The following is a 23,512-nucleotide window of genomic DNA, read 5'->3' as shown; positions in this document are numbered from 1 at the left end:
TTTTCAAAATAAATTCTTTAACGCATTAGCCGCTGCTTCTGCTTCAGCTTTATTTTCCGCATCTGCTTTTGCTTTATATTCCTCCCACTTGTAATACGCTTTATTTTTAGCAGACGTAACGTCTCCTAGCATTTTGCGAAAATAATTTATCGTCTCGGTTAATTCCGAATCTTTCTTGTGTCGAGCTGCTTCAAATTCACGGGCAGGAATTTTATCTTGTGGCAATCCATGACTGCTTCCTTCGTAACTACGCTTTGCTGATTCCGCTTGCTCGATTAAAGTTCTCAGTTTACTTTCTTTCGCTTGTAAATATCCATGTAGTTTATCGTAATTATCCCGCTTTCGTTCACTATCTGTATATGAAATATGAAGAAAGTTACCAATGGAATCTATCAAATGCTCTCCCAAGTTTGTCCTCCTTTATTTCCCCTAATAAAATAATCGGTTTTTCAATACTTTACATACAATCTACCTTGTAATTATTTTCAAAATTTTTCTTGGATAAGTAATTTCATGTGAATATTTCACCATTTATTAAGATGAAACGCTCCTCTATATGACTTACAGAAAATAAGATAGCATTGATTACTACCCCATAAAGTGAAACTTTAATCATTGGGGGTTTTCCTTATCCCCCAATGATTATTAGTTGAACCAATCGGGCCTTTACGGGCAGTTTATCTCCCACCTAACTTCTTTGCTCCCGCCGAATTTTGAGGTGGGAGTATTACTGCCCGTTAGTGCGGGATAAAAAAAAGAGGTCATTTTCACGACCTCTCCTCACTTCAATTTTCCTTCAAACACAATTCTTCTCCCGCACGGCTCTACAACTGTTTGTCCATCTTTCTTCACTTCATGAAAGATTGGCTCTTCCATGCGGCGTGAAGGCGCATATCCTTCTTGTTCCATACGTGCTAAACAATCTGTAATTGTTTCATTCTCTTGTACTTCAAATTTTTTCTTTTTAGGTTGTTTTGTCATGCCCTAACCTACTTTCTATTTGTCTTGATGCGGATTGACTTTTCATATATGCGATATATAGAAGTGCAATAATTGCCATTATCATCATAACCGCTATAAAAAAGCTTGTATACTGTATTTTTTCTATAAATATACCTCCTAATACAGGCCCTATAATACTTCCCATACTAAAGGCGATTCCGGATAATATATTTCCAGCTGGAAGTAAATGTCTTGGTAATAAATCCGTCATAAAGCCAAGCCCTAAAGAGAAACATGAACCAATTACCATTCCAGCTAATAGCATACATCCAAATACAATCCAATAATACCCGTCAAATACTGCAGCAAGTAAGAAAATGATTGTACTGATGCTGAATGTCCACGTTAAAATGCGATCTCTTCCATATTTATCACTTAATATACCAAGCGGGATTTGCGTAATAATTCCTCCTATTGCAAATGCAGGTAATAAGAAAGATACATCAGAGACAGACCATCCTTTTCGAAGTGCATATACTGGCAGATTACTATTTAACATTGCTTCTAGTACGCCGTACGCTAAAGGTCCCATTAGCGCAATCCATGCAAGAACAAATACTTGTTTGTAACGAGAAAGTGATGATTCATTTTTCTCTCCTTTATGATCTTGCTCTGGAAAGGCATTTTTAGTTGGTAATAGCAATAGCCATCCAATTAAACAAAGAATTGTCGATACAATAAATGGCGTTGCAAGTCCGTATTGGACAGTGCTCGCTAAATATGGGCCTACCGCAAAACCAATACCAAAAAAGACTCCATATATAGAGACTTGTCTTCCGATTTTACTAGGGTCAGCTGTCGTTGTAATCCACGTTTGTGTTCCGACATGCAACATATGGTCTCCTACACCAACTAGAAATCGCAGGATAAACCATGCCCAAAATGAAAATGTTTGTGTAAAAAAGAATAATGAAATAATAACGAGAAAACCACCGATTACGATAATCGGTTTCATTCCAAACCGTTGCATCGGTTTTTCAAGCCACGGCGAAATAAATAAAATGCCAATGTATAACGCAGTTGCATGAAGACCATTAAAACTAGAGCGAATCCCTTCTTGCTCAAAAATCATTGCGATGGCAGGTAATAACATCCCTTGTGATAACCCAGAAATCGCAACAATTCCAACCATAATCCAAAATGTAAATTGTATTGACATCCGCTTCCCTCTTCCCTTTATATGTTCACCGACCTCCATTATAAACGTTTTGAACAACAATGTGTAAGAATATAAAAAGAAGTTAGAAAACCCGCCTCTAACTTCCTTTTATATGTTCGGCTTATTTATGTTCCAACCAATTTGTAACATGCTGAATAAATTCATCTAAGCAATCGATAAACGGTGAATGTCCACAATCTTTTAATATAGTTAACTTTGCATTGGGGAGATGCTTCGCTAATTCTTCTCCGACTACTTGCGGAACAACGTAATCACGATCTCCTTGTAAAACGAGTGTCGGCACTTGCAATTGATGAATATGTCCATTTCCAGGCACAACACCATTATGTTCATCTGAAATATTAAATGTAATTAAAGCGTAGTTCACATCTACAAAATTACGCTGCGTTAACATATCATCTAAGTACTTTTCATAACGCTCTGGTTCCGGTTTATTATGCGTGTAAATGAGTAAGTCCCAAACCGTTCGATAATAGAGCTTGTTCATATTTTTAATTGCATCTAGTACAGGAGCAATTTGAACAGGATCTTGTGCAATTTCTTCTTTTGTTTTTAATAGAGAAGAACCAATTGGTTGACCATTTATATCTTTTTTAAAGATCGGGTAGCCTTTCATTCCAACTGATTCAACCAAAATCAACTTTTCTACGTACTCTGGATAACAAGCTGCAAACTCCATCGCAACACCACCACCCATTGACCAGCCCATCAGTGAAAACTTCTTCAATTGTAGTTCATCTATAAATAGCTTGAAATCATCTGCAAAATCTTGTAATGAGTTTATTGGTTTATGGTATGTCGATTTCCCGAATCCCCTCAAATCAATCGCATAAATATGATATTCGTCCTGTAGTTTCTCAATAACTAAATCCCAATGCTGTGAGGATGTCATATTCCCATGAATCAGTACAAGTATTTCTTTACTTTGCCTTCCAACTTTTTGATATGCAATCGTTTCTCCATTTAACAGCGAAACAAACTCCATTGTTGCAGGCTTAATCATCACAAGCTCCCCCATTCACTTTTAATAGAAAGAAAATTCTAAACTTACCTTTAGCATACCATGCAGAATGTATGTTCTCAACACAAAAACGATACAAAATTTTTACATAAAACAACATGTCCGTCACTAGACAATTTTGGCAAAAGGGTATATAGTTAGCTAGGTAACTAATTTGAAAGGATCAAACAAATGGACGAAAAACAGCATTTTTTTCACATTGTCAGTCAAACTTCTCGTAAGTTTACGAAAAAATTTAATGAACGTGTGTCACCAACAGGTTTATTTAGTGCACAGTGGGCTGTCATTTTCCGCATCAACCAAACAGGGCCTTGTACACAAACTGAGTTATGTCAATACTTAAACGTTGAATCTCCAACGATGACTCGTACATTAACGCGTATGGAAACGATGGGCTGGATTATTCGAACGGAAGGAAAAGATCGCCGTGAAAAGCTCATTTCCTTATCAGAAACAGCACTGAAAATGATTCCAGTATGGCAAGAAGAAGTTGATACTTTCGAAGAAAAAACGTTGCAAAATATTGATGAAGAAGATTTGCAACGAGCATTTCAAGTACTACAAAAAATTATTAAAAATTTAGATGATTAATAGGAGGGATGACGATGCAAAGTGAGAGACTTTGGACGAAGGACTTCCTTGGAACTTGTTTTAGTAGTCTGTTTCTCTTTTTAACGTTTTACATGCTTATGACCACCCTGCCCGTCTATGTAATAGACGGATTGAAAGGAAAACCTGAAGAAATTGGTTTAGTCGCAACTGTATTCCTTATTTCTTCTGTCCTATGCCGTCCGTTTACCGGGAAGTGGCTTGACGATTTAGGGAGAAAGAAGATCTTATTTATTTCTCTTTCCTTATTTTTAGCTGCTACCGTCATGTATTTTGGTGCACAAAGTTTATTCTTATTACTTGCCCTTCGCTTCCTTCACGGGATTGGGTTTGGAATGGCGACTACAGCAACAGGTACAATTGTCACAGACGTCGCACCACCTCATCGCCGCGGTGAAGCACTTGCCTATTTTGGTGTATTTATGAGTCTGCCGATGGTAATCGGTCCTTTTTTAGGTTTAACGATTATTTCACATTTTTCATTTACAGTTCTGTTTATCGTTTGTTCTGTATTTTCATTATTAGCATTCCTACTAGGTTTACTTGTAAATATTCCACATGAAAAACCAGTAAATAAACAAAAACGCGAACGAATGAAATGGAAAGATTTAATTGAACCTGCTTCCGTTCCAATTGCTCTTACAGGATTTGTTTTAGCATTTTCTTATAGTGGCATATTATCTTTTATTCCTATTTACGCAAAAGAAATTGGTGTAGAGGAAGTTGCAAGTTACTTCTTTATCGTTTACGCACTTGTTGTTGTTCTTTCTCGTCCATTTACAGGAAAGATATTTGATCATTTCGGTGAAAATATACTTGTTTATCCTTCCATTATTATTTTTACAATCGGAATGTTCATCTTAAGCCAAGCACAAACGTCATTTTGGTTCCTTGGTGCAGGTGTATTAATTGGTTTAGGCTACGGAACATTGATTCCAAGTTTCCAAACGATTGCTATTTCCGCAGCTCCAAACCATCGACGCGGCTCAGCAACAGCTACTTATTTTTCATTCTTTGATAGCGGTATTGGTTTCGGTTCCTTTGTACTTGGTATCGTAGCTGCACAATCAAGCTATCATAATATGTATTTCGTTGCTGCCATTATCGTTGCGTTTACATTACTTATTTATTACTTCCTACATGGCAGAAAACAAAAATTCAAAAAGCAACATACAGACAAAAAATTATCAGCTTAGTGTTAATAAGGAAAGTAAACTCCTCTGTTTACTTTCCTTATTTTGTATTTCTAAGAAAACGAGCGTATACTTACTATAGAAATAACAAGGAGGTACATAGATGAACTTAAAAAAATCTCCCCTTTTATTAATCATACTTACACTATTGTTTATCCTAACTGGGCTTGGATTTGCATTTCTTAAACAAAATAAAGTCTCTCCTTCTAAAGAGAACGTAACAAAAGAAAATTGGTTACAAGATCCTTATTTACGCTGGTCATACACACATATGAAAGAACTAGCGTTAACAAGTGAAGTGAAAAACAATCCTATGCAAGTAGCAACATTCCCTACTGCACTACAAAACTTAGATGATTTCTCTGTTAAAAAAGAATACGGAGGCAATATTCCGTTAAAGAAACTGTTAGATGAGAATAAAACAGATGCCTTTGTCGTCGTGCATAACGGAAAACTTGTTTATGAACAGTATTTCAATGGATATAAACAAAATGAACCGCATGGAATGGCTTCTTTAGCGAAAGTATTTACTGGTGCACTTATACAATCATTAACGGAAGAAAAACTCATTGATGCCAATAAAACTGCTGAAACATACGTGAAAGAATTGCGAAACACACCATTTGGCAAAGCAACAATCCAACAATTAATGGACATGCAAGTTTCTGCTGAATACCCTACACATGGATATATGCAGCAAGGACTAGAAAATCAGGATGCTCAGTTGTATTTAGCCAGTAATATACTTCCTCGTGGCAAAAACTATGACGGCCCAATGAAAATTTATGATATGTTACAAGAAGCAAAAGAAACGGCATCCCCTGGAACTGTATTTTCTTATAATAATGGTTCATCTGAAACACTTGGCTGGATTATACGGACAGTAACTGGCAAATCCTTAACTGAAAATGTAAGTGAGAAAATTTGGTCCAAAATAGGTATGGAAGAAAATGCGTATTATGTTACAGATGAAACAGGAGTTGAACAAGCAAGCGCCGGTTTAAATGCCACTGCAAGAGATATGGCGAAGTTTGGACAATTGATTTTACATAACGGTCGCTACAATGACGTGCAAGTACTCCCCTCCTCTATTTCTGAAAATGTAAAGAGTGTACAAGAAGGAGAATTAGCAATCGGACAAGGTGCACCTATTTCTTATCATAATCAATGGTGGATTCCTCACAATGAACAAGGCGCATTTGAAGTATTAGGAAGTTATGGGCAATGTCTCTATATAGATCCTAAAGCGAATATGGTCATTGTACATTTTTCATCAAATGCGAATCCAAGTAATGATGTCCATGCTACTTATTCCAATATGTATGTACAGATCGCCAAACACTTAGAAAAGCTTTCACAAGGGTGAAAGCTTTTCTTTTATAATTTATCTGAATCTTCAGTTTAATAAAGGTTATCTCTTTACCCACAGCGAATATGTAAAAGAAAAAACTTAAGGAAGTTGATGAATTTGTTTCGCTCTTTTACAAATGGTTGTGTTGCTCTTGTGCAGCGTTTTTTACCAGAGCCCTTTATTTTATCTTGTTTATTAACAATTTTTGTTATCTTCTTTGGCATGTTCGCTACGCAGCAATCGCCTGTAGAAATGATTGCTCATTGGGGAAATAGAATTTGGGGACTTTTAGCCTTCGCCATGCAAATGGCACTTGTACTTGTTACAGGTTCTGCATTAGCTAACGCTCCGCTCATTCGCAAAGGCTTAGCAAAAGCTGCACAACTGCCGAAAACAAGCGGACAAGGTATTATCGCTATTTCTATTGTTAGTTTAATTGACGCATACATAAACTGGGGATTTGGCATTGTAGTGTCTGTTTTATATGCAAAGGAAGTTGCAAAACACATACAAAATTTAGATTATCGACTTGCCATCGCTTCTTCTTATTCCGGATTTCTTATTTGGCACGCGGGACTTTCCGCCTCTATACCGCTTACTTTAGCATCTGGCGGCGAAACATTAATTAAAACAACTGCTGGAAGTATAAAGGAAGCCATCCCTATAACAGAAACGTTATTTTCACCATATGCGCTTGTTCCTGTACTTATATTTTTAGTAACAATGCCACTTATAAATAAGGCGATGCATCCGGATGAAAATCATACGATTACAGTGGATCCTAGCGTATTTCAAGAAGAAGCTGCTGCTCAAGAAGTAGAAGCCCAGACATTTGCTGAGAAAATGGAAAATAGCATTTGGATAACGGTATGTGTTGGACTATTAGGTCTTATTTATATTGTTCATTATTTTAGTACGAAAGGTTTTAACCTGACACTTGATATCGTTATTTTTATACTGTTAATTGCTGGCCTTATTTTTCACCGTACTCCGATTCAATATATTCGCGCCTTTTCAGATTCGACGAAAAGCGCATCTGGCATTCTACTCCAATTTCCATTTTACGCAGGAATTATGGGAATGATGATTGGAGCAAACAGCGAAGGTCTTTCACTTGGAGGAGCAATTTCTAATTTCTTTATTAGCATTTCGAATGAAACCACCTTCCCTCTATTCACGTTTTTAAGTGCAGGAATTGTAAACATTTTCGTACCATCTGGAGGCGGTCAATGGGCTGTACAAGCTCCTATTATGATCCCAGCTGGTGCTGAGCTTGGTGTACCTGCTGCGAAAACCGCAATGGCAATTGCATGGGGAGACGCTTGGACGAACTTAATACAACCTTTCTGGGCATTACCTGCATTAGCAATCGCCGGTTTAGGTGCACGTGACATTATGGGATTTTGTGTTGTTAACCTCCTTTATGCTGGCGTAGTAATTGGTTTATGTTTCCTTATCATTTAAATCGAAGCAATGTAAAAAAGCTAGTTTTATACTAGCTTTTTTACATAATAACTATAGTGATAATCATTCGTTTTCTATGCATCTAATTACATTTCCCCATTCTTCACATGAAAGATTTAACCTTTTATATGTAAATAACGTCGTACAAACAGTTTCAATCATCGATGGATGATTTCGCAAAAAATCCCATCTTAATATTTTCGGTAACTCATACATTTTATACTCTTTACTTTCCTTAACGATTCCATCAACTTCCCGTTCACAAATTCCCCTTATTAAATAATCTGCTTTTAGTTCTTGATACATTTTTTGAAAACCCTCGCTATGATGTTTCAATTGAAGTAAACAAACGATATACGTACGAAACAAATCATCATTCCGCTTACAGCATCTCAATATATTTTCTACTTCGCTCATAATTTTTTAGCCTTTTCTTGTATTTCTAAAAGCCACTTTTCACGTTTTTCTGCTTTACTTGTTTTTACAGACTGAAAAGCAGAACGGTTTATTTGACGTATACCACAAAATCGTAAAATACCCTTTTTCATAATCACCCAATCAGCAGAGCGATATAAGAGTGCCACGTACCATAAAGGTGAATCTAAAGTATTAATAACCCATGCTGTTTTCCCTATAAGCAATCCTTTCGGCATTACACCTTCATATTTATATGCAAACCCTGCAGCAAAAACGCGATCGATAAACCCCTTTAAAATAGCAGGCATTCCCCACCACCATATTGGATAAATAAAAATTAAAGAATCTGCTTCCTTGATTAATGTTCTGTATTTCTCTGTCTCTTCTTCATACGCTAAATCACGTCTTCTCTTATCTTCATTAAAAATAAGTACTGGATTAAATTGTTCCTTATAAAGGTCCAGCAATGTAACAGAATGATTCGTCTCTTGAAGCCCTTTTTGCACATGTTCTAAAATGGATGCATTGAAACTAGATGGATTGGGATGTGTATAGACGATGAGTATGTTCACCTTCAAACAACACCTTTCCTTAAATTCCCTTTTGACTTCCGAAAGTTTGCGTGATATTCTATTACATGTCAAGTGGCAAGCCCATTTGGCAAACCCATTTGGCAAACCAACTGACACCTACTCGGCGAAGGTGTCTCTTTTCATTTATAGCCGAATGAAATGCCTCTTTCAGGGCATATTCAACTTTTGACACTACACACTCAACACCATTCCCTTGTATCAGGCTGCTTTGGCAGTCTTTTACTCTACATACAATTCGAATTTTCAAACAAATTATAACATAAAAAAAGAGAGCCTAGCTCCCTTTTCTCGCCTCATAGAATACCCTTTTCTCAGCATAGTGGTATTCATCATTAGCTAAAGTAATTTTCCCATCCAGTTTCAGTTCGTCTAATAGCCTTGATAAATAAAATTGGTGTAACATTTTTTTCGTGAATTTTCCTTCATGATGCGAAACGATATGTTCTTGAATATCTAATAGTGATATTGGTTTATCTTGTTCCATCATATATTCATATACTGCATTACGCAGCTTTACGTATTTTTCGAGTGTCACAGTACAATTGCAACCCCTTTCTTCTTATTATGTTGTCTTTGGAATCGGTTTTTTTGCAATAAAAAAACCTCTTCGATAAGAAGAAGTTACGTATATATCTTCGTCTTATCTCCCAGAACAAATATGTTCTGCTGGAATTAGCACCTGCATCGCGGTTGCTGGGTTTCATCGGGCCAGTCCCTCCACCTCTCTGGATAAGAAAATATTCACTATATATCTTACTATAACTACTTTTATTATAATTGTCAAACAATATACAATAAGTTATATTTTCTTTCCTTACGCCCATACTAACATTGTATGTACAAAAGGAGGAATTTATGATGGATAAAAATGCCCGCGGATACGTTCAAGATTCATTCCATTCGTTGCAAGAAGCAAAGAATTGTTTAGAACATGCATTACAAACAGTCGAAAAAAGTGATAATCGAGAGCGAATCGAACAATCTCTACAAGCTGTGGAAGATGCATTACAAAAATGTAATCACACGGTTGATATTTTAGAACAAAAATAAATATCGCCCATCTCTTTTCTAGATGGGCAATACCTCAAATGGCATACTGCAACAGTATTGCCGTCACAATTAAAAAATATACAGAATTAACGATTTCTAAAACTCCAACTTTTAATATAGATATCTTTTTACCATACAATACGATTGCACGAACTAGGCTCGGTATAAATACAAGAGACAGCCATGGATTTACTACGAAAGAAGCAATGATTAAGAAAATATGATATCCCCATGAAACATAGCGGTAAGTAGGATTATTCTTTTCACGTATCATTGTTTTCACATAAAATGTACTACCTAAGAAATAAAGGAAAGAAATAACCGCAATCCACCATGCTGTCCCATCAATTGTCTTCATCGAAAAATAATAACTAATCAAGCCACCAATGCAGAAAACAAGTATGGCACAAATATCATTTACTAATGCTCGTTCCTTTTTTTGACGGGCAAAGTATATATTTACGATAAAGAGTGGAATCATTGTAACCGTGAATAAAAGAATTTTCCATTCATATAGTAAAGATACAATCCCGAAAACACATGCAATAACAAAATAAATAATTGCTGCATGTGAAAATTCTTTCTTTCGTGTTTTCTTCATGTACATTAAAAATGGATACGTTGCTAAATAGATAAATAACCAAGCGATAAAGAGTGGAATGTGGTAGTATGTAGGTTTACCAAGTAGCACACTAAGTAAAAATGGGATCAGCAGCATTCCCCATGCACCATGCTGCTTCGGAATAACTAGCTTCATGAATATTACATCTCCTCTTTGAAAACCTTTCTCATTTCCTATTATATAAAAAGTTCCATCCAAAAGTTGAATATATTAAAACAATTTTTTGACATTTTCTAAACCAAAGTATCATTATAAAAAAATGCTTCTCACCAATGGTAAGAAGCATGAAAGAGGCAAACGAATATGTAAGTCGCGATCCTACGTTATATTCTTATGCTTTATGATATATGCTTATGCTTTGTTTCCTTGATATAATAGCTCGTTATCATCTAAAATTCCATATTTCTTTTTAAATCTCATAAGAATTCGGATCCATGATGAGCTAAACAAAACAAGAAAAATTACATTTGAAAGCGCATGAGCGAAATCAAAGTAAAAACTTGCAGCGTAGTATGCCATAAAGTCTTTCCATGTTAATCCTTCTAAAAAGCCAAGTATCCCCCACAAATTCATAATCCAGCCAAAAACAAAACCGGCTATGAACCCATAGATGACTCTTCCCCATAACTTTCTCATAATAAATGTATTTCGTAGTAAACCAGCTGTAAAACCTATCATTCCCCAAGAAAACATTTGCCAAGGTGTCCAAGGCCCTTGTCCTAAAAATATATTAGATACAAGTGCTGCCGTTGCACCAATCATAAATCCTGTCTCACTCCCAAACACAATTGCAGATACAATAATAATAAAAGAAGTTGGTTGTACACTCGGCATAAGAGAAAATGGTACACGACTCACTGCTGCTATGGCTGCTAAAACAGCTACAATAACGATTTCACGTGAAACAAATGCTTTCCTTTCAAATCGTATATAAAAAGGTAACATAATAATGAACAATAAAAATAAACTACACCAAATAAAATATTCATCTGTTACAAAGGAAGTAAACAGAAGTGTACTTATTACAAGAAGAAAAATAAGCGTTATGAGAGCAACATATCGTTTGGACACGCTTGATACACATCCTCCCACGTTAATGCATAAGGTAATTGCTTGCGAATAAAACGATTAATAGATGTTGTATAAAAGAAATTATCACTAAAAAATTTCTTTGGCGCATCATCCATAATGACTTTCCCATCAAATAACATCATACAATGATCCACATATTTCGCTGCAAATTCAATGTCATGTGTGGCCATCACAATTGTTGTTCCTTCCTTTTGTAACGCTTGAAACAGTTCGCCTAATCCTTCCTTTTTCTCTGGATCCAGCCCTTTTGTTGGTTCATCTAATAATAATAATTGGGGCTTAGATAACAAGGCTGTGCATAGTGCGATTAACTGTTGTTCTCCCCCGCTACAATCATGTGGATGACGATCGCGAATGGAATACAGCCAAAATCGGTTTAACATCTCTTCTGTAATTTCTTTCCCTCTATCACCATATAATTCATTTGCTCTTTCAAACACTTCATCCCACACCGTCTCAAATGTAAAATGATAATAGGGATGTTGTGATACAAATCCGATTTTTTCAAATCGTTCCTTGGACTTCATTTTATGAATTTCCGTTCCGTTCCACCGCACCTTTCCTCTTCTAGCTTTGTTTAGTCCTGCTAATATAGTTAAAAGTGTTGATTTTCCTGTACCATTTTTTCCAACAAGCGCAGTCCACTTGCCTTGTTCAATTGCTAGCGTTAAATCTTGCAAAATAAACGGACTATTTTTTTCATATTGAAAAGATATATGTTTCGCTTGTAAAATCACTGCTTTTGTTTCTGCCTGTGATATAGCCGGTACTTCATGTTCGATCGGTAACTCGGAATGAATTTGTGTTTGTGCCTCCCTTACCGTAAATGGAATTTTCTCTATATCCCATTCTAAAAACAACCTTGGAATTTGAGGGATAAACGATCGAGATTCTTCTAATGCCCACATTTTCGATATAACATGTTGCGGGATTCCATCATACATAATTCTCCCTGCATCCATAAACACAACGCGAGTTGCTAATGGAATGACTTCATCTAAACGATGTTCACTCATGATAATGGTAATCCCAAGTTCTTCGTTAATCCGTTTCAATAATCCTAAAAAATCTTTTGCTGCAATTGGATCAAGCTGCGCTGTCGGTTCATCTAGCAGTAACAATTTAGGCTGCAGCACAAGAACTGCCGCTAAATTAACAAGTTGTTTTTGTCCCCCTGATAATGTGTGAACAGACTGGTTTAATAAATCTTGAAATCCTAAAAAGCTAATTAACTCAGCAATTCTCTTTTGGATGACTTTTGTTTCTAGACCAACATTCTCAAGAGAAAATGCCAATTCTTGAATAACCGTATCCATAACAAGTTGATTTTCCGGGTTTTGAAATACCATTCCGACTTCTTGTGCTGACAATAAATCAGGCATCTCGAGTAAAGAAGCTCCATTATAATACATACTCCCTGTGCGCTTTCCAATCGGAAGTAACTCTTTCTTAAAATGTTTCAAAAGCGTTGTCTTGCCACATCCTGAACGTCCAGCTAGCACAATAAATTCACCTTGAGAAACCGTTAAAGAAACATCTGTTAATGCTTGTACATTTTCATCTGCATACGTAAAAGCTAAGTCTTTTATTTCTGCATGCGCCACCATAACCATTCCCTCCCTTCCATTATGATTGGTAAACTAATAAATAGTAAAAATGAAACGAATAGTATTCCATCATATTGCTGAAATACAAGTGATTCCACTCTTGGATAGATTGATAATTTGCCAGCGCCGTAATAATTGAGCACAAAACTGCTTAGTAATAAAACCACTAAAGACGCAAGTATATACCAATCTTGTTTCCCCATGCGATACCGTATATACGTACTACGCTTTGTCACTCCAAACCCACGCGCTTGCATGGAATCTGCCGTTTGTAATGCATCTTCTAAAGAACAAACAAGTAACACCTGCAAAAGTTTCATTCCATTTTTGATTCTCCCGATGAATGGGCCTGAATCTAATTGAACACCTTTTGTTTTTTGAACAAGTGTAATTTGTCTTAAACGCCGGATAAATAAAGGAACAAAACGTACCGTGATCATTGTCAATAGCGCAACTTTCGGTGAAACCCGTGAAAACAAGTACAAAAATTTATGACTTGAAATAATATCATTATAAGAAGTGAATGTGAACATAATAGCAAGTAACGATAACCCCATGATGAGTCCATACATGCACGCTTCTAATGTGATTCGATTATCTCCTAAGCGAAATAATGTAGTGGCTCCCCTATGTGTTAGCAAAGGATTTAGCACGATAACCATCAAAAAGAAAATGAACATACTTGGCAACATTCTTCTTATTCTCTCGCAATTTCCTTGCATAACGTTCAATAGCACCATCATAATAATAGCACCACTTAAAAAAAGAGGGTGAAGACACACCATACAGAGTATCATCACCCCAATATAATAGAAAAAATTCACAAAAGGATGTAAAGAAGAAAAGATAATTTTCATAACCTTTACCTAAAGTCCTTCCCTAATTTGATACATATACCCATTCAATAGTATCTCCTGGCTTGACTTTATATGTACCTGCACTTCGGTTTGGAAAAGCACCATTTACACGATATTTCCATCCGCTTTTTGGCCCTTTGTCAAATTCATATAAGTCATTGATTCCTTTTACATATTTACTATTTCCGGATCCAGTTGAATCAACCTCTAAACCTGTACTTGTTAATATATCAAACACTGTATCTCCATCTTTCACATCAACTTTCTTTGCACTAGATAAATACCCTTGATCACCACGTACAGAAATAGTAACTTGTTTTTCCTCTGGTTTTGGTGGTACTGGTGGCACTGGATCTGGCGGCGGTACCGGGTTCGGTTTAGGTTGTGTATCAGACTTTTTAGGCTCTGGATCTTTTGGATATTCTTGCTTTGGCGTTTCTTTCGGCTGATTAACAACTTTAGCCTCTTCTTTTACTTCTGGTTTTTCTTCTGTCTTTGCTTCTGGCGCTTTCTTTACCTCAGCGTTTTCTTGCTGTGTTTTTGGTTGTTCCGGCGCTTTTTGCTGAGCAGGTGGTTCTTGGTCTTTTTTCTCTTCTTGTTTTACTTCAGGTTGTTCTTGCTGTTTTTGTTCTTGATCATCTTTTGGCTGCTCTTGCTCTTCTAGTTGCTTTTGCTTAGCAACTGGTTCTTGCGATTCTTCCTGTTTACTTTCTTCTTTTATTTCTTCTTGTTTTTCCTTATCTTTTTGTTCTGTTTGCTTTGATACCACTTGTTGCTCAGGTTTTGATTCATTTTGACTACATCCAACAAGCACTCCAAATGAGAGAACAAATGAGAGTAACCACTTCATCATACTCATGTTTTCCTCACCTTCCTAATAAAATTAGGAGCAAATCATTGCTCCTAATTTTATTTAAGCTGCTTTTCGTCTCCATAAAACATATGCTGAAGCGATACATAATACGCCCATTCCTACTGGCATAGCATTGTCCGAAGCAGATGCTCCTGTTTTTGGTAACTGACGATTCATTGCAGTTTTTTCATTATTTACTGTTTTATTTTTCGTAACAACACGAGAGTTCTCATCATGTGTTTGTTCCTGCGGTTTTTGAATCACTTCTTGCTTTTCAATCACCTTTGGTTCATTTACTACAGGGTTTTTCGGCTCTTCAACTGAAGTTTTATCATTTCCAGTCAATGGATTTGTCCAATCATATATAGAGCCTTTTCCATCTACAAATGCCTTATATTGAACAAGCGCTAAAAATGCTTGTTCAGTAGCCATACCATTACCCTCTTCATCGCTTGGTAACCATTTAAATTCGCCATTTGGAAGTTGATATGACAGTAAATTGCGAACTGCATTTACATGATTTTTAGTGAACGCTTCACCAGTTGGATCGATTCCTGTAATAGCAAGTCCAATAATCGCTTGCGCAACACTGTTAGCATTTTCTTGACCATCAGCTTCAAATCCGCCAGTGCTTAATTGTTGATTTGCTAAATACTGCACTGCTTTGTCTAAAGCTCGTTTTACCTCTGGTTGTTTTTGATATGGCGCTAATGCTGATAAAACCATACCTGTTACATCAATATTACTTGCTTCTTCTTTACCGCTTCCAACACTATACGTCCAGCCACCATCTGTATGCTGCGCATTTAAAATCTCTTTTACTAAAGCAGCACGATTCCATCTCGCTCCAGCTGGCACTTCGTATTTTTTCGTATCAAGTGCAAGTAAAGCAAATGTATAGCCAGTAACAGAATTTAGTTTTTCAGATTGGTACAATTCTTGTACTAAATTTTTCCCTGCAACATTCGTTGGATTCCCATTCACTGCTGACACTGCTAAAATTGTTCTTGCTATATCTGTCGCAGTAAATCGATTCACACGCTTTTCCACTGTTTGTGTTAAAGATTGTAAATAACTAATTTTTGTTTCCGTTGGAATATTATATCCTGAACGAGCAAGTGCAATGGCTACCCAATCACTATCGATTCCATTTTCCATCATCTTTTGTGATGTTTTAGCAATCGCTTGATCTAATTGTTTCATTAATAATCCATTTTTGATTGGTTCTTTCAACTCATTAGGCTTTTGGCCATCCGGCTTTTGCTCTTCTGTTTTTTGCTCTTCAGGCTTTTGCTCTTCTGGTTTTTGTTCCTCAGGCTTTTGCTCTTCTGGTTTTTGCTCCTCAGGCTTTTGGCCATCTGGCTTTTGTTCCTCAGGCTTTTGCTCTTCTGGTTTTTGTTCTTCTGGGTTAGTTGTATCTGGATCTTTTTTACAAGTTCCAATCTTATCGAGCACCTGTTGCAATGTTTCTGTACTCATGTTGTTCCAATCTACAACAAAACGAAATGCAACAACATCTCCAGATTCTAATGTATAACTATCTGCCCCTACCATGGCAGCTTTATCATTTACATCATATGTCCATCCACTTGTATCACCAGCCATTAAACCATCAATACCTTTAACATAGATACCATATTTCGTATTCTCAGCTGTTACTTTCGTCCCCATAACTTTTTGTAACAAACTATAGGCTGTTTCCCCATCTTCAATTGACACTTCTTCCGGACATAAAATAGCTCCTTTTTGCGATTCCCCAATGACCGCAAGTGTTGCTGTTTTCCCTTCAGCAAACGTAATATGTACAGTATTTGTGAATGAAACAAATACTAATGCAACTGCCATTATCGACATAAGCAGCCATTTTTTTATCATTGCCATTCTCACTTATTCCTCCCTTTGCTTACATATACATAAAAAAAGGCCCTTCAAGGGCGTGCAATAGCACTCTACTGTGAGTGCGAATCAAAATGCACAACACCTCCTATCCGCTTAGATAGCGGTTGTATTTGTATAGGAAAGATCATGTAGCGTATGAATTTATTATTGTGATAACATTCACTATGAGCGGCGAATCCATTTCATTTTCACCAATTTCCTTTTAAAGTTATCGTATAAACGACATACCTATACATTCATCAAATTATAAATTTCTGTATTATTTTACTATTGACACGAGATTTTGTCTATGCTTTATCGGATTTATTTTCTAAGAATAATAGATTATTATATGCTATATAAGTATGTTAGTCATGAATACACTTTTCACATACAATAATGCCATCTTCATCAGCGTACACGTAATGATTTGGAACCCACTCAATTCCTCCAAATTGTAATGGAATTGCCGTTTCTCCTTTTCCTTCCTTTATACTTCTCTTCGGCATTGTACCTAATGCGAAAATACCAATATCTATGTTTCGTAGTTCCTTAGAATCGCGAACATATCCATGTATAATAATACCTGCTAAATTCCGTTCTTTTGCTATATTTGCTAAGTTGTCTCCGAGTAACGCACAGTTTGTCGAAGCCTCTCCATCAACTACTAATACAGTTCCTTCCGGTAAAGTTTGCAGCGCTTCCTTTACTAACACATTATCATCTTTCACTTTAACCGTCGCAATCTTCCCATAAAATTGTTCTTTCATACCGTACGACTGAAACAAGGGCTGACATACTTGCACCTCCTTTTCAAAAGCATCACAAAGATCTGTTGTTTTCCACATTTTTCTCCCTCTTTTCGTTTTTCAATATATGTTACATATTCTTGTCATTTTATGTTTTACCTGTCTAATATTGCGAAATTCTATATACTATAGCTGTGGATTTGAAATAAAGTCGTACCGTTTTGAATAAAGTTATACCTTTTAAAAAAAATTGCACCACTTTACCCCTTTAGATTATCATTATCTAAAGGGGTGTATTTATATTAAAAAGGAAAAGAACATCTGGAATGGAACGATCGATTAAGGAACTGTTAAGTGACAATACGTTGTTCCGTTAAAGGGCCATATTGTTGAAGATGAACTGGGAATAAAAATCAAAATACATAGTTGAGGAAACAATATTTAAGGTCAAGATAACAGATGATTCTGGAATAAATTTCAAAATGTTTAAAAAGTATTTATAATAAATCAGCTTTGCATGAAATTTTCATTTTTAAGGAAGTGGATAGATGGATTTTTTAACTTTTACTGAGGAATTTTTTAATTATATAAGGAAGTTTTTACTTTTAAGATTTACACTATTTGCTTTGGTTCTCATGACCTGTTCCTTTGTCATAAACCGTATTATTGATTGGTTCTTTAGGAAGTCAAGTTTTTTTGATGAAGAAGTAGAACAGACGATTCAAAGTGTAATTCGATCAATTTTCAGGTATGGAATTATGATTAGCCTTGTTATTTATCTAATCAGTCAATTTGTAGATATAAAAGGTATTCTTGCAGGTGCAGGGATTGCCGGAGTTGTCATCGGTTTTGCTGCACAACAGCTACTAAAAGATGTTATATTAGGGTTCGCAAGATTAACGGACAAAGAGTTTCGTGTCGGCGATTTTGTTACTTTCAACGGAACAAGTTCAGGTACCATTGAGGAAATCAGTATTCGCTTTATGCAAATTCGTGAATGGTCGGGAAAACTCCTTACCATCCCACATGGAGAGATTAGAACGATACAAAATTTTAATAAAGGCAGGATGCGAGTTATTGAACGAATTACGGTAGGTTATCAAGAAGATCCTACAAGAATAAAGGAATTGTTAGAAAAAGTAAGTGTTATCTGCAATGAAAAATTGGATCAAAGCCTATATAGGGTAGAGGATGAGGCTGTTGAACCATTTCAATATATTGGTATTACAGACTTAAATCCAAACCTTAAATATGTTGGGTACGAATTTTGTATTGTAGGCTTGGTTAAACCTGAAGAGTATTTTGAAACTTCCAGGCAAGTAAGGTTTGAACTAATGTCTATATTCCATAAGAATCAAGTACAAATGCCAACAGCGAACATGTTCGTTCATACTGAAAAATTACAGGAGATTCCTGAAGACAGCTTTCACCAAGTAGGTAAAGAAAACTAGCTAATTGGAGATCCTAGGTCAGTTCATGAGGCGCGATTGTGGAGCGACATAGATAAGAAATGATCAAACTTTTTTATAAAAGAATGAACTAACTAAAATATTAAGAGCGTGTTTTGATCAATCTTTTCTCAAAACACGTTCTTTTCTATAATCGTTTATGAGGGTTATTAGTATCAATTTGATTAAACTTTATTTTAAAGCAACAATAGCTCCTTCCCCTCCTGTATAATATTTCAAATTCTGTACATACTATATAAAGGCTGGTGAACAGCTTTAATCAAATTTTGTAGTACCTACAATCTTTTCTCCCTTTCCCTGGGGCTGAGCAGTTAGCGTTTGCTAGCTGCTCTTTTGTATTGCATTTGTTCACATAAAGGCTAATACATAACCAACTTCATAAAAATTGAATATTGTATGAATGGATACACTTTTAATGTAAAGTGAAACTTCCATCAATGGAAATTTTCTTCATCCCCCACCAATCTTTGAATCTTGATGTAGGGGTCTTACTGCCCGCAAATAGCGGGATAAAATATAGAATTGCCAAATAATATATTTTAGGAGTTGTTTTGCATGCCAAAAAGACCTTTAGTCTTCACTGTTCCTCCTAATTCAAAAGTTAAAGTTTCATTTTTTTCACGTTATAACAAAGAAATAAAAAATATATCTTTCATTAATCAATTACTTAAGCCAGAGCGCCGAACCCTCACGGAATATCCAGACTATAAAAGATATTCAACTGAAGTACAATCATTAACAGATTGTTAATGGTACGAGTTACTACACAATGACTCTAGGCGACTTGGACTTCACTTTAAATGTTTATATCGATTTTAGATATCTAACAAAAGAATGTAATAAATAGTTCCTTATTAACTTGACAAATAATTTTATTTGTGCTATAATTTACTTTTATTAATTTAAGTTATATAATAGGATTCTCCTGGCCAGGGGAATCCTATTTTTTTGTTTTAAAGTGAAGGAGTGTGTTTGTATGAAGAAAGGTGAGTCAAGTGTAACTTCGTTAATATCAGCTTTCGGCAGATCCTATCATAGTCAATTTGATACCCCTAAAATCTTTAATGATTATATTGCTAAAGACTTAATTTCAGATAAAGAATTCAATGACATCAAAGAGAATATGGTTCAAGGCATACATTTCTTCAACAAAGATATTGCACAAAAATTCGAGGGAAATACAGAAGAAATTTTAAAATGGATTACACAAGTCCAACTTTCTCCAATTGCCTTATCACGTGCTGCGTATTGCGAGAAAGTATTACTTAATGAGATAACATTAGGATTACAACAATATGTCGTACTTGGCGCTGGATTAGACACTTTTAGTTTCCGACATCCAGAATTGGAAAACAGCTTAGAAATATTCGAAATTGATCACCCTGCTACACAGGAATTTAAAAAGAAAAGATTGGATGAGGCTAATTTAAAAATCCCAAGTAATCTTCATTTCGTTTCTATGGACTTCACCAAAACGTTTTCCTATCAAGATCTAATAGATAAAGGATTTGATAACAAAAAAACGTTCTTTAGTTTTTTAGGTGTTTCTTATTATTTAACGAAAGAGGAAATTTCAAGCTTGATAGATTTTTTATTTTCTAAGGTACCAACAGGTAGTTCCATCGTTTTTGATTATGCAGACGAAAAACTCTTTGAGGAGAAAGGAATCTCTAATAGAGTTGAAAACATGGTAAAAATGGCTTCACTAAGCGGAGAACCAATGAAATCATGTTTTTCTTACTTGGAAATCGAGAAGATGTTAGAGAAATCCGGTTTATTGATTTACGAACACCTATCACCTGCTCAAATTCATGAACTTTATTTTCAGAATCGAAACGATTACTTATCTGCTTTTGAAACCATTCATTATATTCATGCTGTAAAAAAATAAAACTTCAACTGATTTTCTCTTAAAAATAGTAGCTAAACGTCATAGAAATAACCTATTGGATACAATGAATGATTTGCATTGCTATTGAATAGAAGAATAACAGAATGAGAAAAAAGAGCCATTTGGCTCTTTTTTCTCATTCTTATCTTTAAAATAGTATTCTACTCTACTACAATATCCTGTACGTCAAAACGAATGATTTTTTTCAAGTCTTCTAATCCCAACTCAACTTGATATCCTATCTTCCCTGCACTAAAAATGATGGTTTCAAATGCAGTAGCACTTTTATCAATGACAGTTTGAAAAGATTTTTTCATTCCAATTGGTGAGCACCCTCCATGAATATAACCAGTAAGCGAAAGTAAATCTTTTGATTTCAGCATACTTACCGATTTTTCCCGAACGCTAGCAGCTGCTTTTTTCAAATCTAATTCTTTGTTTACAGGTACAACAAAAACATAGTGCTGTCCTGATTTCCCCATGGTTACTAATGTTTTAAATACTTGATCGGGAGATTGTCCCAATACTAACGCAACATCTATTCCACTAATCGCATCAGTGTCTACATAACTATAGTGCTTATAATTGATTTTTTTCTTATCTAATAACCGCATGACATTCGTTTTGTACTCCATTGTGATAAATCCTCCTGCAATAAATTTATATGTACAATTTCATATAGGAATTGAGACGAAGATGTTAAAAGTATAATTTCAAATACATAAATATTGTATCTTACTTTCGTATTTTTTCACAAGAAATGACAAACATATCCTTTCGCTCACACTATTTATATACGTTATGCTTCATTCATCCGTTAATTATATTTTTATTTTCGAAAAACATTGATATTTCAAAAATCATTTGTTATAATTTTGAAAAAACTTAAGGAGAGATCATTCATGTTTAATTTTAATACTTCTTTCCAACTTCATCATCATACATAACGCCGTGTATCCGAAGAATTTTTTCTTCGTGGGTACAGGGCTTTTCCTGTTACCCACGAAACATTCATATAGCTATGTGGGTATTTTTATACCTGCATAGCTTTTTTTATTTTAAAAGGGAGTGACTCAAATGGATGTAAGAAATGTAAAAGGAACGAAAGATTATTTACCAGAGGAACAGTTGTTACGCAATAAAATTAAACGTGCTTGTGAAGAAACTTTTGAACGATATGGCTGTAAACCACTTGAAACCCCTACTTTAAATATGTATGAACTTATGGCCTACAAATATGGCGGCGGTGCTGAAATTTTAAAAGAAATGTATACACTACGTGATCAAGGAAATCGCGAACTCGCACTTCGGTATGATTTAACAATCCCATTTGCAAAAGTAGTAGCAATGAATCCGGAAATTCGCCTTCCTTTTAAACGCTATGAAATCGGAAAAGTCTTTCGTGATGGACCAATAAAACAAGGAAGGTTCCGTGAATTTATTCAATGCGATGTTGATATCGTCGGTGTAGAATCTGTTATTGCTGAAGCTGAATTAATGGCTATGGCCTTTGATCTTTTCAAAACTTTAAACTTAGATGTTACCATTCAATATAATAATCGTAAGTTATTAACAGGTATTCTTAAATCTATTGAAATTCCAGATGAACAAACACACGATGTTATTTTATCATTAGATAAACTTGAAAAGATTGGGATTGATGGTATACGAAAGGATTTACAAAGCCGCGGAATCATAAATGACACTGTAGAGGTTATTTGTAATACCGTTGAATCTTGTATCGCATTAGAACTAGATGCATTTAGTCAAACTTTCTCAAGTTCACTTGTTATGGATGGAATCAATGAACTAAGGCAATTACAGCAATACCTTCTTGCACTTGGTATTCAAAACAATACCACTTTCAATCCATTCTTAGCAAGAGGGCTTACCATGTATACAGGTACAGTCTATGAAATCTTTTTAGCAGATGGAAGTATCACTTCAAGTATTGGTAGTGGTGGACGTTATGATAATATAATTGGAGCCTTTCGTAAGGATAATACCACCTATCCAACAGTAGGTATATCCTTTGGCTTAGATGTTATTTATACAGCTCTTGCGCAAAAAGAAACGAAATCTACTTTTGCCGATATTTTCATTATTCCGATTGGAACAGAAACGAAATGTTTACAAATAGCAGAGCAATTACGTTCTAATAGCGCAATGAGGATTGAACTTGAACTTGCCGGCCGTAAATTAAAGCGAGCTCTTAATTACGCAAATAAAGAGAACATTCCTTACGTGCTTATAATTGGCGAAAATGAAATCTCTACGGGAACCATTGTTTTACGTAATATGAAGGAAGGTACTGAAATAAAACTCCCTCTATCTTGCATTGAAGATAGGACTTTAAAGGACTATTTAAAATAAGTTGCCCATTAAAAGGGTAAACCGTTCTCTTTTGAAGTACCCGCAACTATAAAAACACATATAAAAGTAAGTATATTAGCAGAGCAATTCGCACATGAATTCGCTCTGCCTTTTTATTGTTATATCAATGTTTTTTGTGTTATCAGAGAGTTTAATCACATGTATAAATGCCATACTGTTTAGCAGCTGCCGAAAAACCTTAATTCTGAAAAAGTCGGTTCGAGAAACTTTATCATTTTAA

General features: G+C 35.4%; 24 protein-coding genes and 1 riboswitch. Of the genes, 9 read left to right on the top strand and 15 right to left on the bottom strand.

The features are described 5' to 3' along the window. Positions 1–3: 3 nt before the first annotated feature. The 4 genes from LOK41_RS11885 to phaZ all read right to left on the bottom strand — a co-directional run bounded on the left by LOK41_RS11885 (position 4) and on the right by phaZ (position 3,200). Positions 4–408 carry a hypothetical protein gene (locus LOK41_RS11885; RefSeq protein WP_481748805.1) on the bottom strand — a complete coding sequence of 135 codons (405 nt, stop codon included), beginning with the start codon at positions 406–408 and terminating at the stop codon, positions 4–6. Positions 409–780: 372 nt separating this feature from the next. Next, positions 781–981, bottom strand: coding sequence for an NETI motif-containing protein (locus LOK41_RS11880; RefSeq protein ID WP_241816633.1), 201 nt, complete (start codon positions 979–981; stop codon positions 781–783). Next, the gene (locus tag LOK41_RS11875) at positions 965–2,161 is read right to left on the bottom strand and encodes an MFS transporter (protein ID WP_241816631.1); all 1,197 of its coding nucleotides are present in this window, start codon (positions 2,159–2,161) and stop codon (positions 965–967) included. The genes LOK41_RS11880 and LOK41_RS11875 overlap by 17 nt, the downstream gene beginning before the upstream one ends. 121 nt (positions 2,162–2,282) lie before the next feature. Beyond that, positions 2,283–3,200, bottom strand: a complete 918-nt coding sequence (phaZ, locus tag LOK41_RS11870) for an intracellular short-chain-length polyhydroxyalkanoate depolymerase (RefSeq protein WP_241816630.1) — start codon at positions 3,198–3,200, stop codon at positions 2,283–2,285. Between the two features lie 174 nt (positions 3,201–3,374). Between phaZ and LOK41_RS11865 the strand changes: the two genes are divergently transcribed. The 4 genes from LOK41_RS11865 to LOK41_RS11850 all read left to right on the top strand — a co-directional run bounded on the left by LOK41_RS11865 (position 3,375) and on the right by LOK41_RS11850 (position 7,820). Next, a complete protein-coding gene (locus tag LOK41_RS11865; RefSeq protein WP_241816628.1) occupies positions 3,375–3,794 on the top strand; it encodes a MarR family winged helix-turn-helix transcriptional regulator in 420 nt (139 codons plus the stop codon). Between the two features lie 14 nt (positions 3,795–3,808). Then, positions 3,809–5,008, top strand: a complete 1,200-nt coding sequence (locus LOK41_RS11860; protein ID WP_241816627.1) for an MFS transporter — start codon at positions 3,809–3,811, stop codon at positions 5,006–5,008. A gap of 100 nt (positions 5,009–5,108) precedes the next feature. Then, positions 5,109–6,371, top strand: coding sequence for a serine hydrolase domain-containing protein (locus LOK41_RS11855; protein ID WP_241816626.1), 1,263 nt, complete (start codon positions 5,109–5,111; stop codon positions 6,369–6,371). Between the two features lie 102 nt (positions 6,372–6,473). Next, the gene (locus tag LOK41_RS11850; RefSeq protein ID WP_241816625.1) at positions 6,474–7,820 is read left to right on the top strand and encodes a short-chain fatty acid transporter; all 1,347 of its coding nucleotides are present in this window, start codon (positions 6,474–6,476) and stop codon (positions 7,818–7,820) included. 63 nt (positions 7,821–7,883) lie between these two features. Here LOK41_RS11850 and LOK41_RS11845 read toward each other — a convergent pair whose 3' ends face one another. From LOK41_RS11845 to LOK41_RS11835, 3 genes are all read right to left on the bottom strand, one after another. Then, complete coding sequence (locus tag LOK41_RS11845; RefSeq protein WP_241816624.1) at positions 7,884–8,237, bottom strand: group-specific protein; 354 nt, start codon at positions 8,235–8,237, stop codon at positions 7,884–7,886. Further along, positions 8,234–8,809, bottom strand: coding sequence for an NAD(P)H-dependent oxidoreductase (locus LOK41_RS11840; protein ID WP_241816623.1), 576 nt, complete (start codon positions 8,807–8,809; stop codon positions 8,234–8,236). Before LOK41_RS11840 ends, LOK41_RS11845 begins: the two co-directional genes overlap by 4 nt. A gap of 295 nt (positions 8,810–9,104) precedes the next feature. Continuing rightward, the gene (locus LOK41_RS11835) at positions 9,105–9,365 is read right to left on the bottom strand and encodes a hypothetical protein (protein ID WP_241816622.1); all 261 of its coding nucleotides are present in this window, start codon (positions 9,363–9,365) and stop codon (positions 9,105–9,107) included. A 102-nt stretch (positions 9,366–9,467) separates the two neighbouring features. Continuing rightward, positions 9,468–9,566, bottom strand: a riboswitch (SAM riboswitch). A 122-nt stretch (positions 9,567–9,688) separates the two neighbouring features. Here LOK41_RS11835 and LOK41_RS11830 point away from each other — a divergent pair. Then, the gene (locus LOK41_RS11830; RefSeq protein ID WP_241816621.1) at positions 9,689–9,880 is read left to right on the top strand and encodes a hypothetical protein; all 192 of its coding nucleotides are present in this window, start codon (positions 9,689–9,691) and stop codon (positions 9,878–9,880) included. Positions 9,881–9,914: 34 nt separating this feature from the next. Here the strand turns inward: LOK41_RS11830 and LOK41_RS11825 are convergent, their stop codons facing one another. From LOK41_RS11825 to rraA, 7 genes are all read right to left on the bottom strand, one after another. Continuing rightward, the gene (locus LOK41_RS11825) at positions 9,915–10,637 is read right to left on the bottom strand and encodes a YwiC-like family protein (protein WP_241816620.1); all 723 of its coding nucleotides are present in this window, start codon (positions 10,635–10,637) and stop codon (positions 9,915–9,917) included. Between the two features lie 216 nt (positions 10,638–10,853). Then, positions 10,854–11,573, bottom strand: a complete 720-nt coding sequence (locus tag LOK41_RS11820) for an ECF transporter S component (RefSeq protein ID WP_241816619.1) — start codon at positions 11,571–11,573, stop codon at positions 10,854–10,856. Continuing rightward, positions 11,546–13,207 (bottom strand): ABC transporter ATP-binding protein, encoded by a 1,662-nt coding sequence (locus tag LOK41_RS11815; RefSeq protein WP_241816618.1) that lies wholly within the window; start codon positions 13,205–13,207, stop codon positions 11,546–11,548. Before LOK41_RS11815 ends, LOK41_RS11820 begins: the two co-directional genes overlap by 28 nt. Further along, positions 13,180–14,058, bottom strand: coding sequence for an energy-coupling factor transporter transmembrane component T (locus tag LOK41_RS11810; protein ID WP_241816617.1), 879 nt, complete (start codon positions 14,056–14,058; stop codon positions 13,180–13,182). Before LOK41_RS11810 ends, LOK41_RS11815 begins: the two co-directional genes overlap by 28 nt. Positions 14,059–14,080: 22 nt before the next feature. Beyond that, a complete protein-coding gene (locus tag LOK41_RS11805; protein ID WP_241816616.1) occupies positions 14,081–14,917 on the bottom strand; it encodes a DUF4430 domain-containing protein in 837 nt (278 codons plus the stop codon). 54 nt (positions 14,918–14,971) lie between these two features. Beyond that, positions 14,972–16,792 (bottom strand): DUF4430 domain-containing protein, encoded by a 1,821-nt coding sequence (locus LOK41_RS11800; RefSeq protein WP_241816615.1) that lies wholly within the window; start codon positions 16,790–16,792, stop codon positions 14,972–14,974. 365 nt (positions 16,793–17,157) lie between these two features. After that, positions 17,158–17,637, bottom strand: a complete 480-nt coding sequence (rraA, locus tag LOK41_RS11795) for a ribonuclease E activity regulator RraA (RefSeq protein ID WP_241816614.1) — start codon at positions 17,635–17,637, stop codon at positions 17,158–17,160. 449 nt (positions 17,638–18,086) lie between these two features. Here rraA and LOK41_RS11790 point away from each other — a divergent pair, with 449 nt between their 5' ends. From LOK41_RS11790 to LOK41_RS11780, 3 genes are all read left to right on the top strand, one after another. Next, a complete protein-coding gene (locus tag LOK41_RS11790) occupies positions 18,087–18,989 on the top strand; it encodes a mechanosensitive ion channel family protein (RefSeq protein WP_241816613.1) in 903 nt (300 codons plus the stop codon). A gap of 573 nt (positions 18,990–19,562) precedes the next feature. Continuing rightward, the gene (locus LOK41_RS11785; protein ID WP_241816612.1) at positions 19,563–19,757 is read left to right on the top strand and encodes a hypothetical protein; all 195 of its coding nucleotides are present in this window, start codon (positions 19,563–19,565) and stop codon (positions 19,755–19,757) included. Positions 19,758–19,983: 226 nt separating this feature from the next. After that, the gene (locus LOK41_RS11780) at positions 19,984–20,898 is read left to right on the top strand and encodes a class I SAM-dependent methyltransferase (protein WP_174102472.1); all 915 of its coding nucleotides are present in this window, start codon (positions 19,984–19,986) and stop codon (positions 20,896–20,898) included. 161 nt (positions 20,899–21,059) lie between these two features. Here the strand turns inward: LOK41_RS11780 and ybaK are convergent, their stop codons facing one another. Beyond that, the gene (ybaK, locus tag LOK41_RS11775; RefSeq protein WP_241816611.1) at positions 21,060–21,533 is read right to left on the bottom strand and encodes a Cys-tRNA(Pro) deacylase; all 474 of its coding nucleotides are present in this window, start codon (positions 21,531–21,533) and stop codon (positions 21,060–21,062) included. A gap of 442 nt (positions 21,534–21,975) precedes the next feature. Between ybaK and LOK41_RS11770 the strand changes: the two genes are divergently transcribed. Beyond that, entirely contained in the window at positions 21,976–23,271 is a 1,296-nt protein-coding gene (locus tag LOK41_RS11770) for a histidine--tRNA ligase (protein ID WP_241816610.1), read from the top strand. Positions 23,272–23,512 lie beyond the last annotated feature (241 nt).

The organism is Bacillus sp. TL12 (genome assembly GCF_022625245.1).
In the GTDB taxonomy this organism is placed as follows: Bacteria; Bacillota; Bacilli; order Bacillales; family Bacillaceae_G; genus Bacillus_A.
This window is presented reverse-complemented; position numbering and strand designations above follow the sequence as displayed.

What these genes read in the sequence shown, in the direction of transcription:
- LOK41_RS11880 (WP_241816633.1), bottom strand. Translation starts at nt 981, where the DNA reads ATGACAAAACAACCTAAAAAGAAAAAATTTGAAGTACAAGAGAATGAA.
- LOK41_RS11875 (WP_241816631.1), bottom strand. Translation starts at nt 2,161, where the DNA reads ATGTCAATACAATTTACATTTTGGATTATGGTTGGAATTGTTGCGATT.
- phaZ (WP_241816630.1), bottom strand. Translation starts at nt 3,200, where the DNA reads ATGGGGGAGCTTGTGATGATTAAGCCTGCAACAATGGAGTTTGTTTCG.
- LOK41_RS11865 (WP_241816628.1), top strand. Translation starts at nt 3,375, where the DNA reads ATGGACGAAAAACAGCATTTTTTTCACATTGTCAGTCAAACTTCTCGT.
- LOK41_RS11860 (WP_241816627.1), top strand. Translation starts at nt 3,809, where the DNA reads ATGCAAAGTGAGAGACTTTGGACGAAGGACTTCCTTGGAACTTGTTTT.
- LOK41_RS11855 (WP_241816626.1), top strand. Translation starts at nt 5,109, where the DNA reads ATGAACTTAAAAAAATCTCCCCTTTTATTAATCATACTTACACTATTG.
- LOK41_RS11845 (WP_241816624.1), bottom strand. Translation starts at nt 8,237, where the DNA reads ATGAGCGAAGTAGAAAATATATTGAGATGCTGTAAGCGGAATGATGAT.
- LOK41_RS11830 (WP_241816621.1), top strand. Translation starts at nt 9,689, where the DNA reads ATGGATAAAAATGCCCGCGGATACGTTCAAGATTCATTCCATTCGTTG.
- LOK41_RS11825 (WP_241816620.1), bottom strand. Translation starts at nt 10,637, where the DNA reads ATGAAGCTAGTTATTCCGAAGCAGCATGGTGCATGGGGAATGCTGCTG.
- LOK41_RS11815 (WP_241816618.1), bottom strand. Translation starts at nt 13,207, where the DNA reads ATGGTTATGGTGGCGCATGCAGAAATAAAAGACTTAGCTTTTACGTAT.
- LOK41_RS11810 (WP_241816617.1), bottom strand. Translation starts at nt 14,058, where the DNA reads ATGAAAATTATCTTTTCTTCTTTACATCCTTTTGTGAATTTTTTCTAT.
- LOK41_RS11805 (WP_241816616.1), bottom strand. Translation starts at nt 14,917, where the DNA reads ATGAGTATGATGAAGTGGTTACTCTCATTTGTTCTCTCATTTGGAGTG.
- LOK41_RS11800 (WP_241816615.1), bottom strand. Translation starts at nt 16,792, where the DNA reads ATGGCAATGATAAAAAAATGGCTGCTTATGTCGATAATGGCAGTTGCA.
- rraA (WP_241816614.1), bottom strand. Translation starts at nt 17,637, where the DNA reads ATGTGGAAAACAACAGATCTTTGTGATGCTTTTGAAAAGGAGGTGCAA.
- LOK41_RS11790 (WP_241816613.1), top strand. Translation starts at nt 18,087, where the DNA reads ATGGATTTTTTAACTTTTACTGAGGAATTTTTTAATTATATAAGGAAG.
- LOK41_RS11785 (WP_241816612.1), top strand. Translation starts at nt 19,563, where the DNA reads ATGCCAAAAAGACCTTTAGTCTTCACTGTTCCTCCTAATTCAAAAGTT.
- LOK41_RS11780 (WP_174102472.1), top strand. Translation starts at nt 19,984, where the DNA reads ATGAAGAAAGGTGAGTCAAGTGTAACTTCGTTAATATCAGCTTTCGGC.
- ybaK (WP_241816611.1), bottom strand. Translation starts at nt 21,533, where the DNA reads ATGGAGTACAAAACGAATGTCATGCGGTTATTAGATAAGAAAAAAATC.
- LOK41_RS11770 (WP_241816610.1), top strand. Translation starts at nt 21,976, where the DNA reads ATGGATGTAAGAAATGTAAAAGGAACGAAAGATTATTTACCAGAGGAA.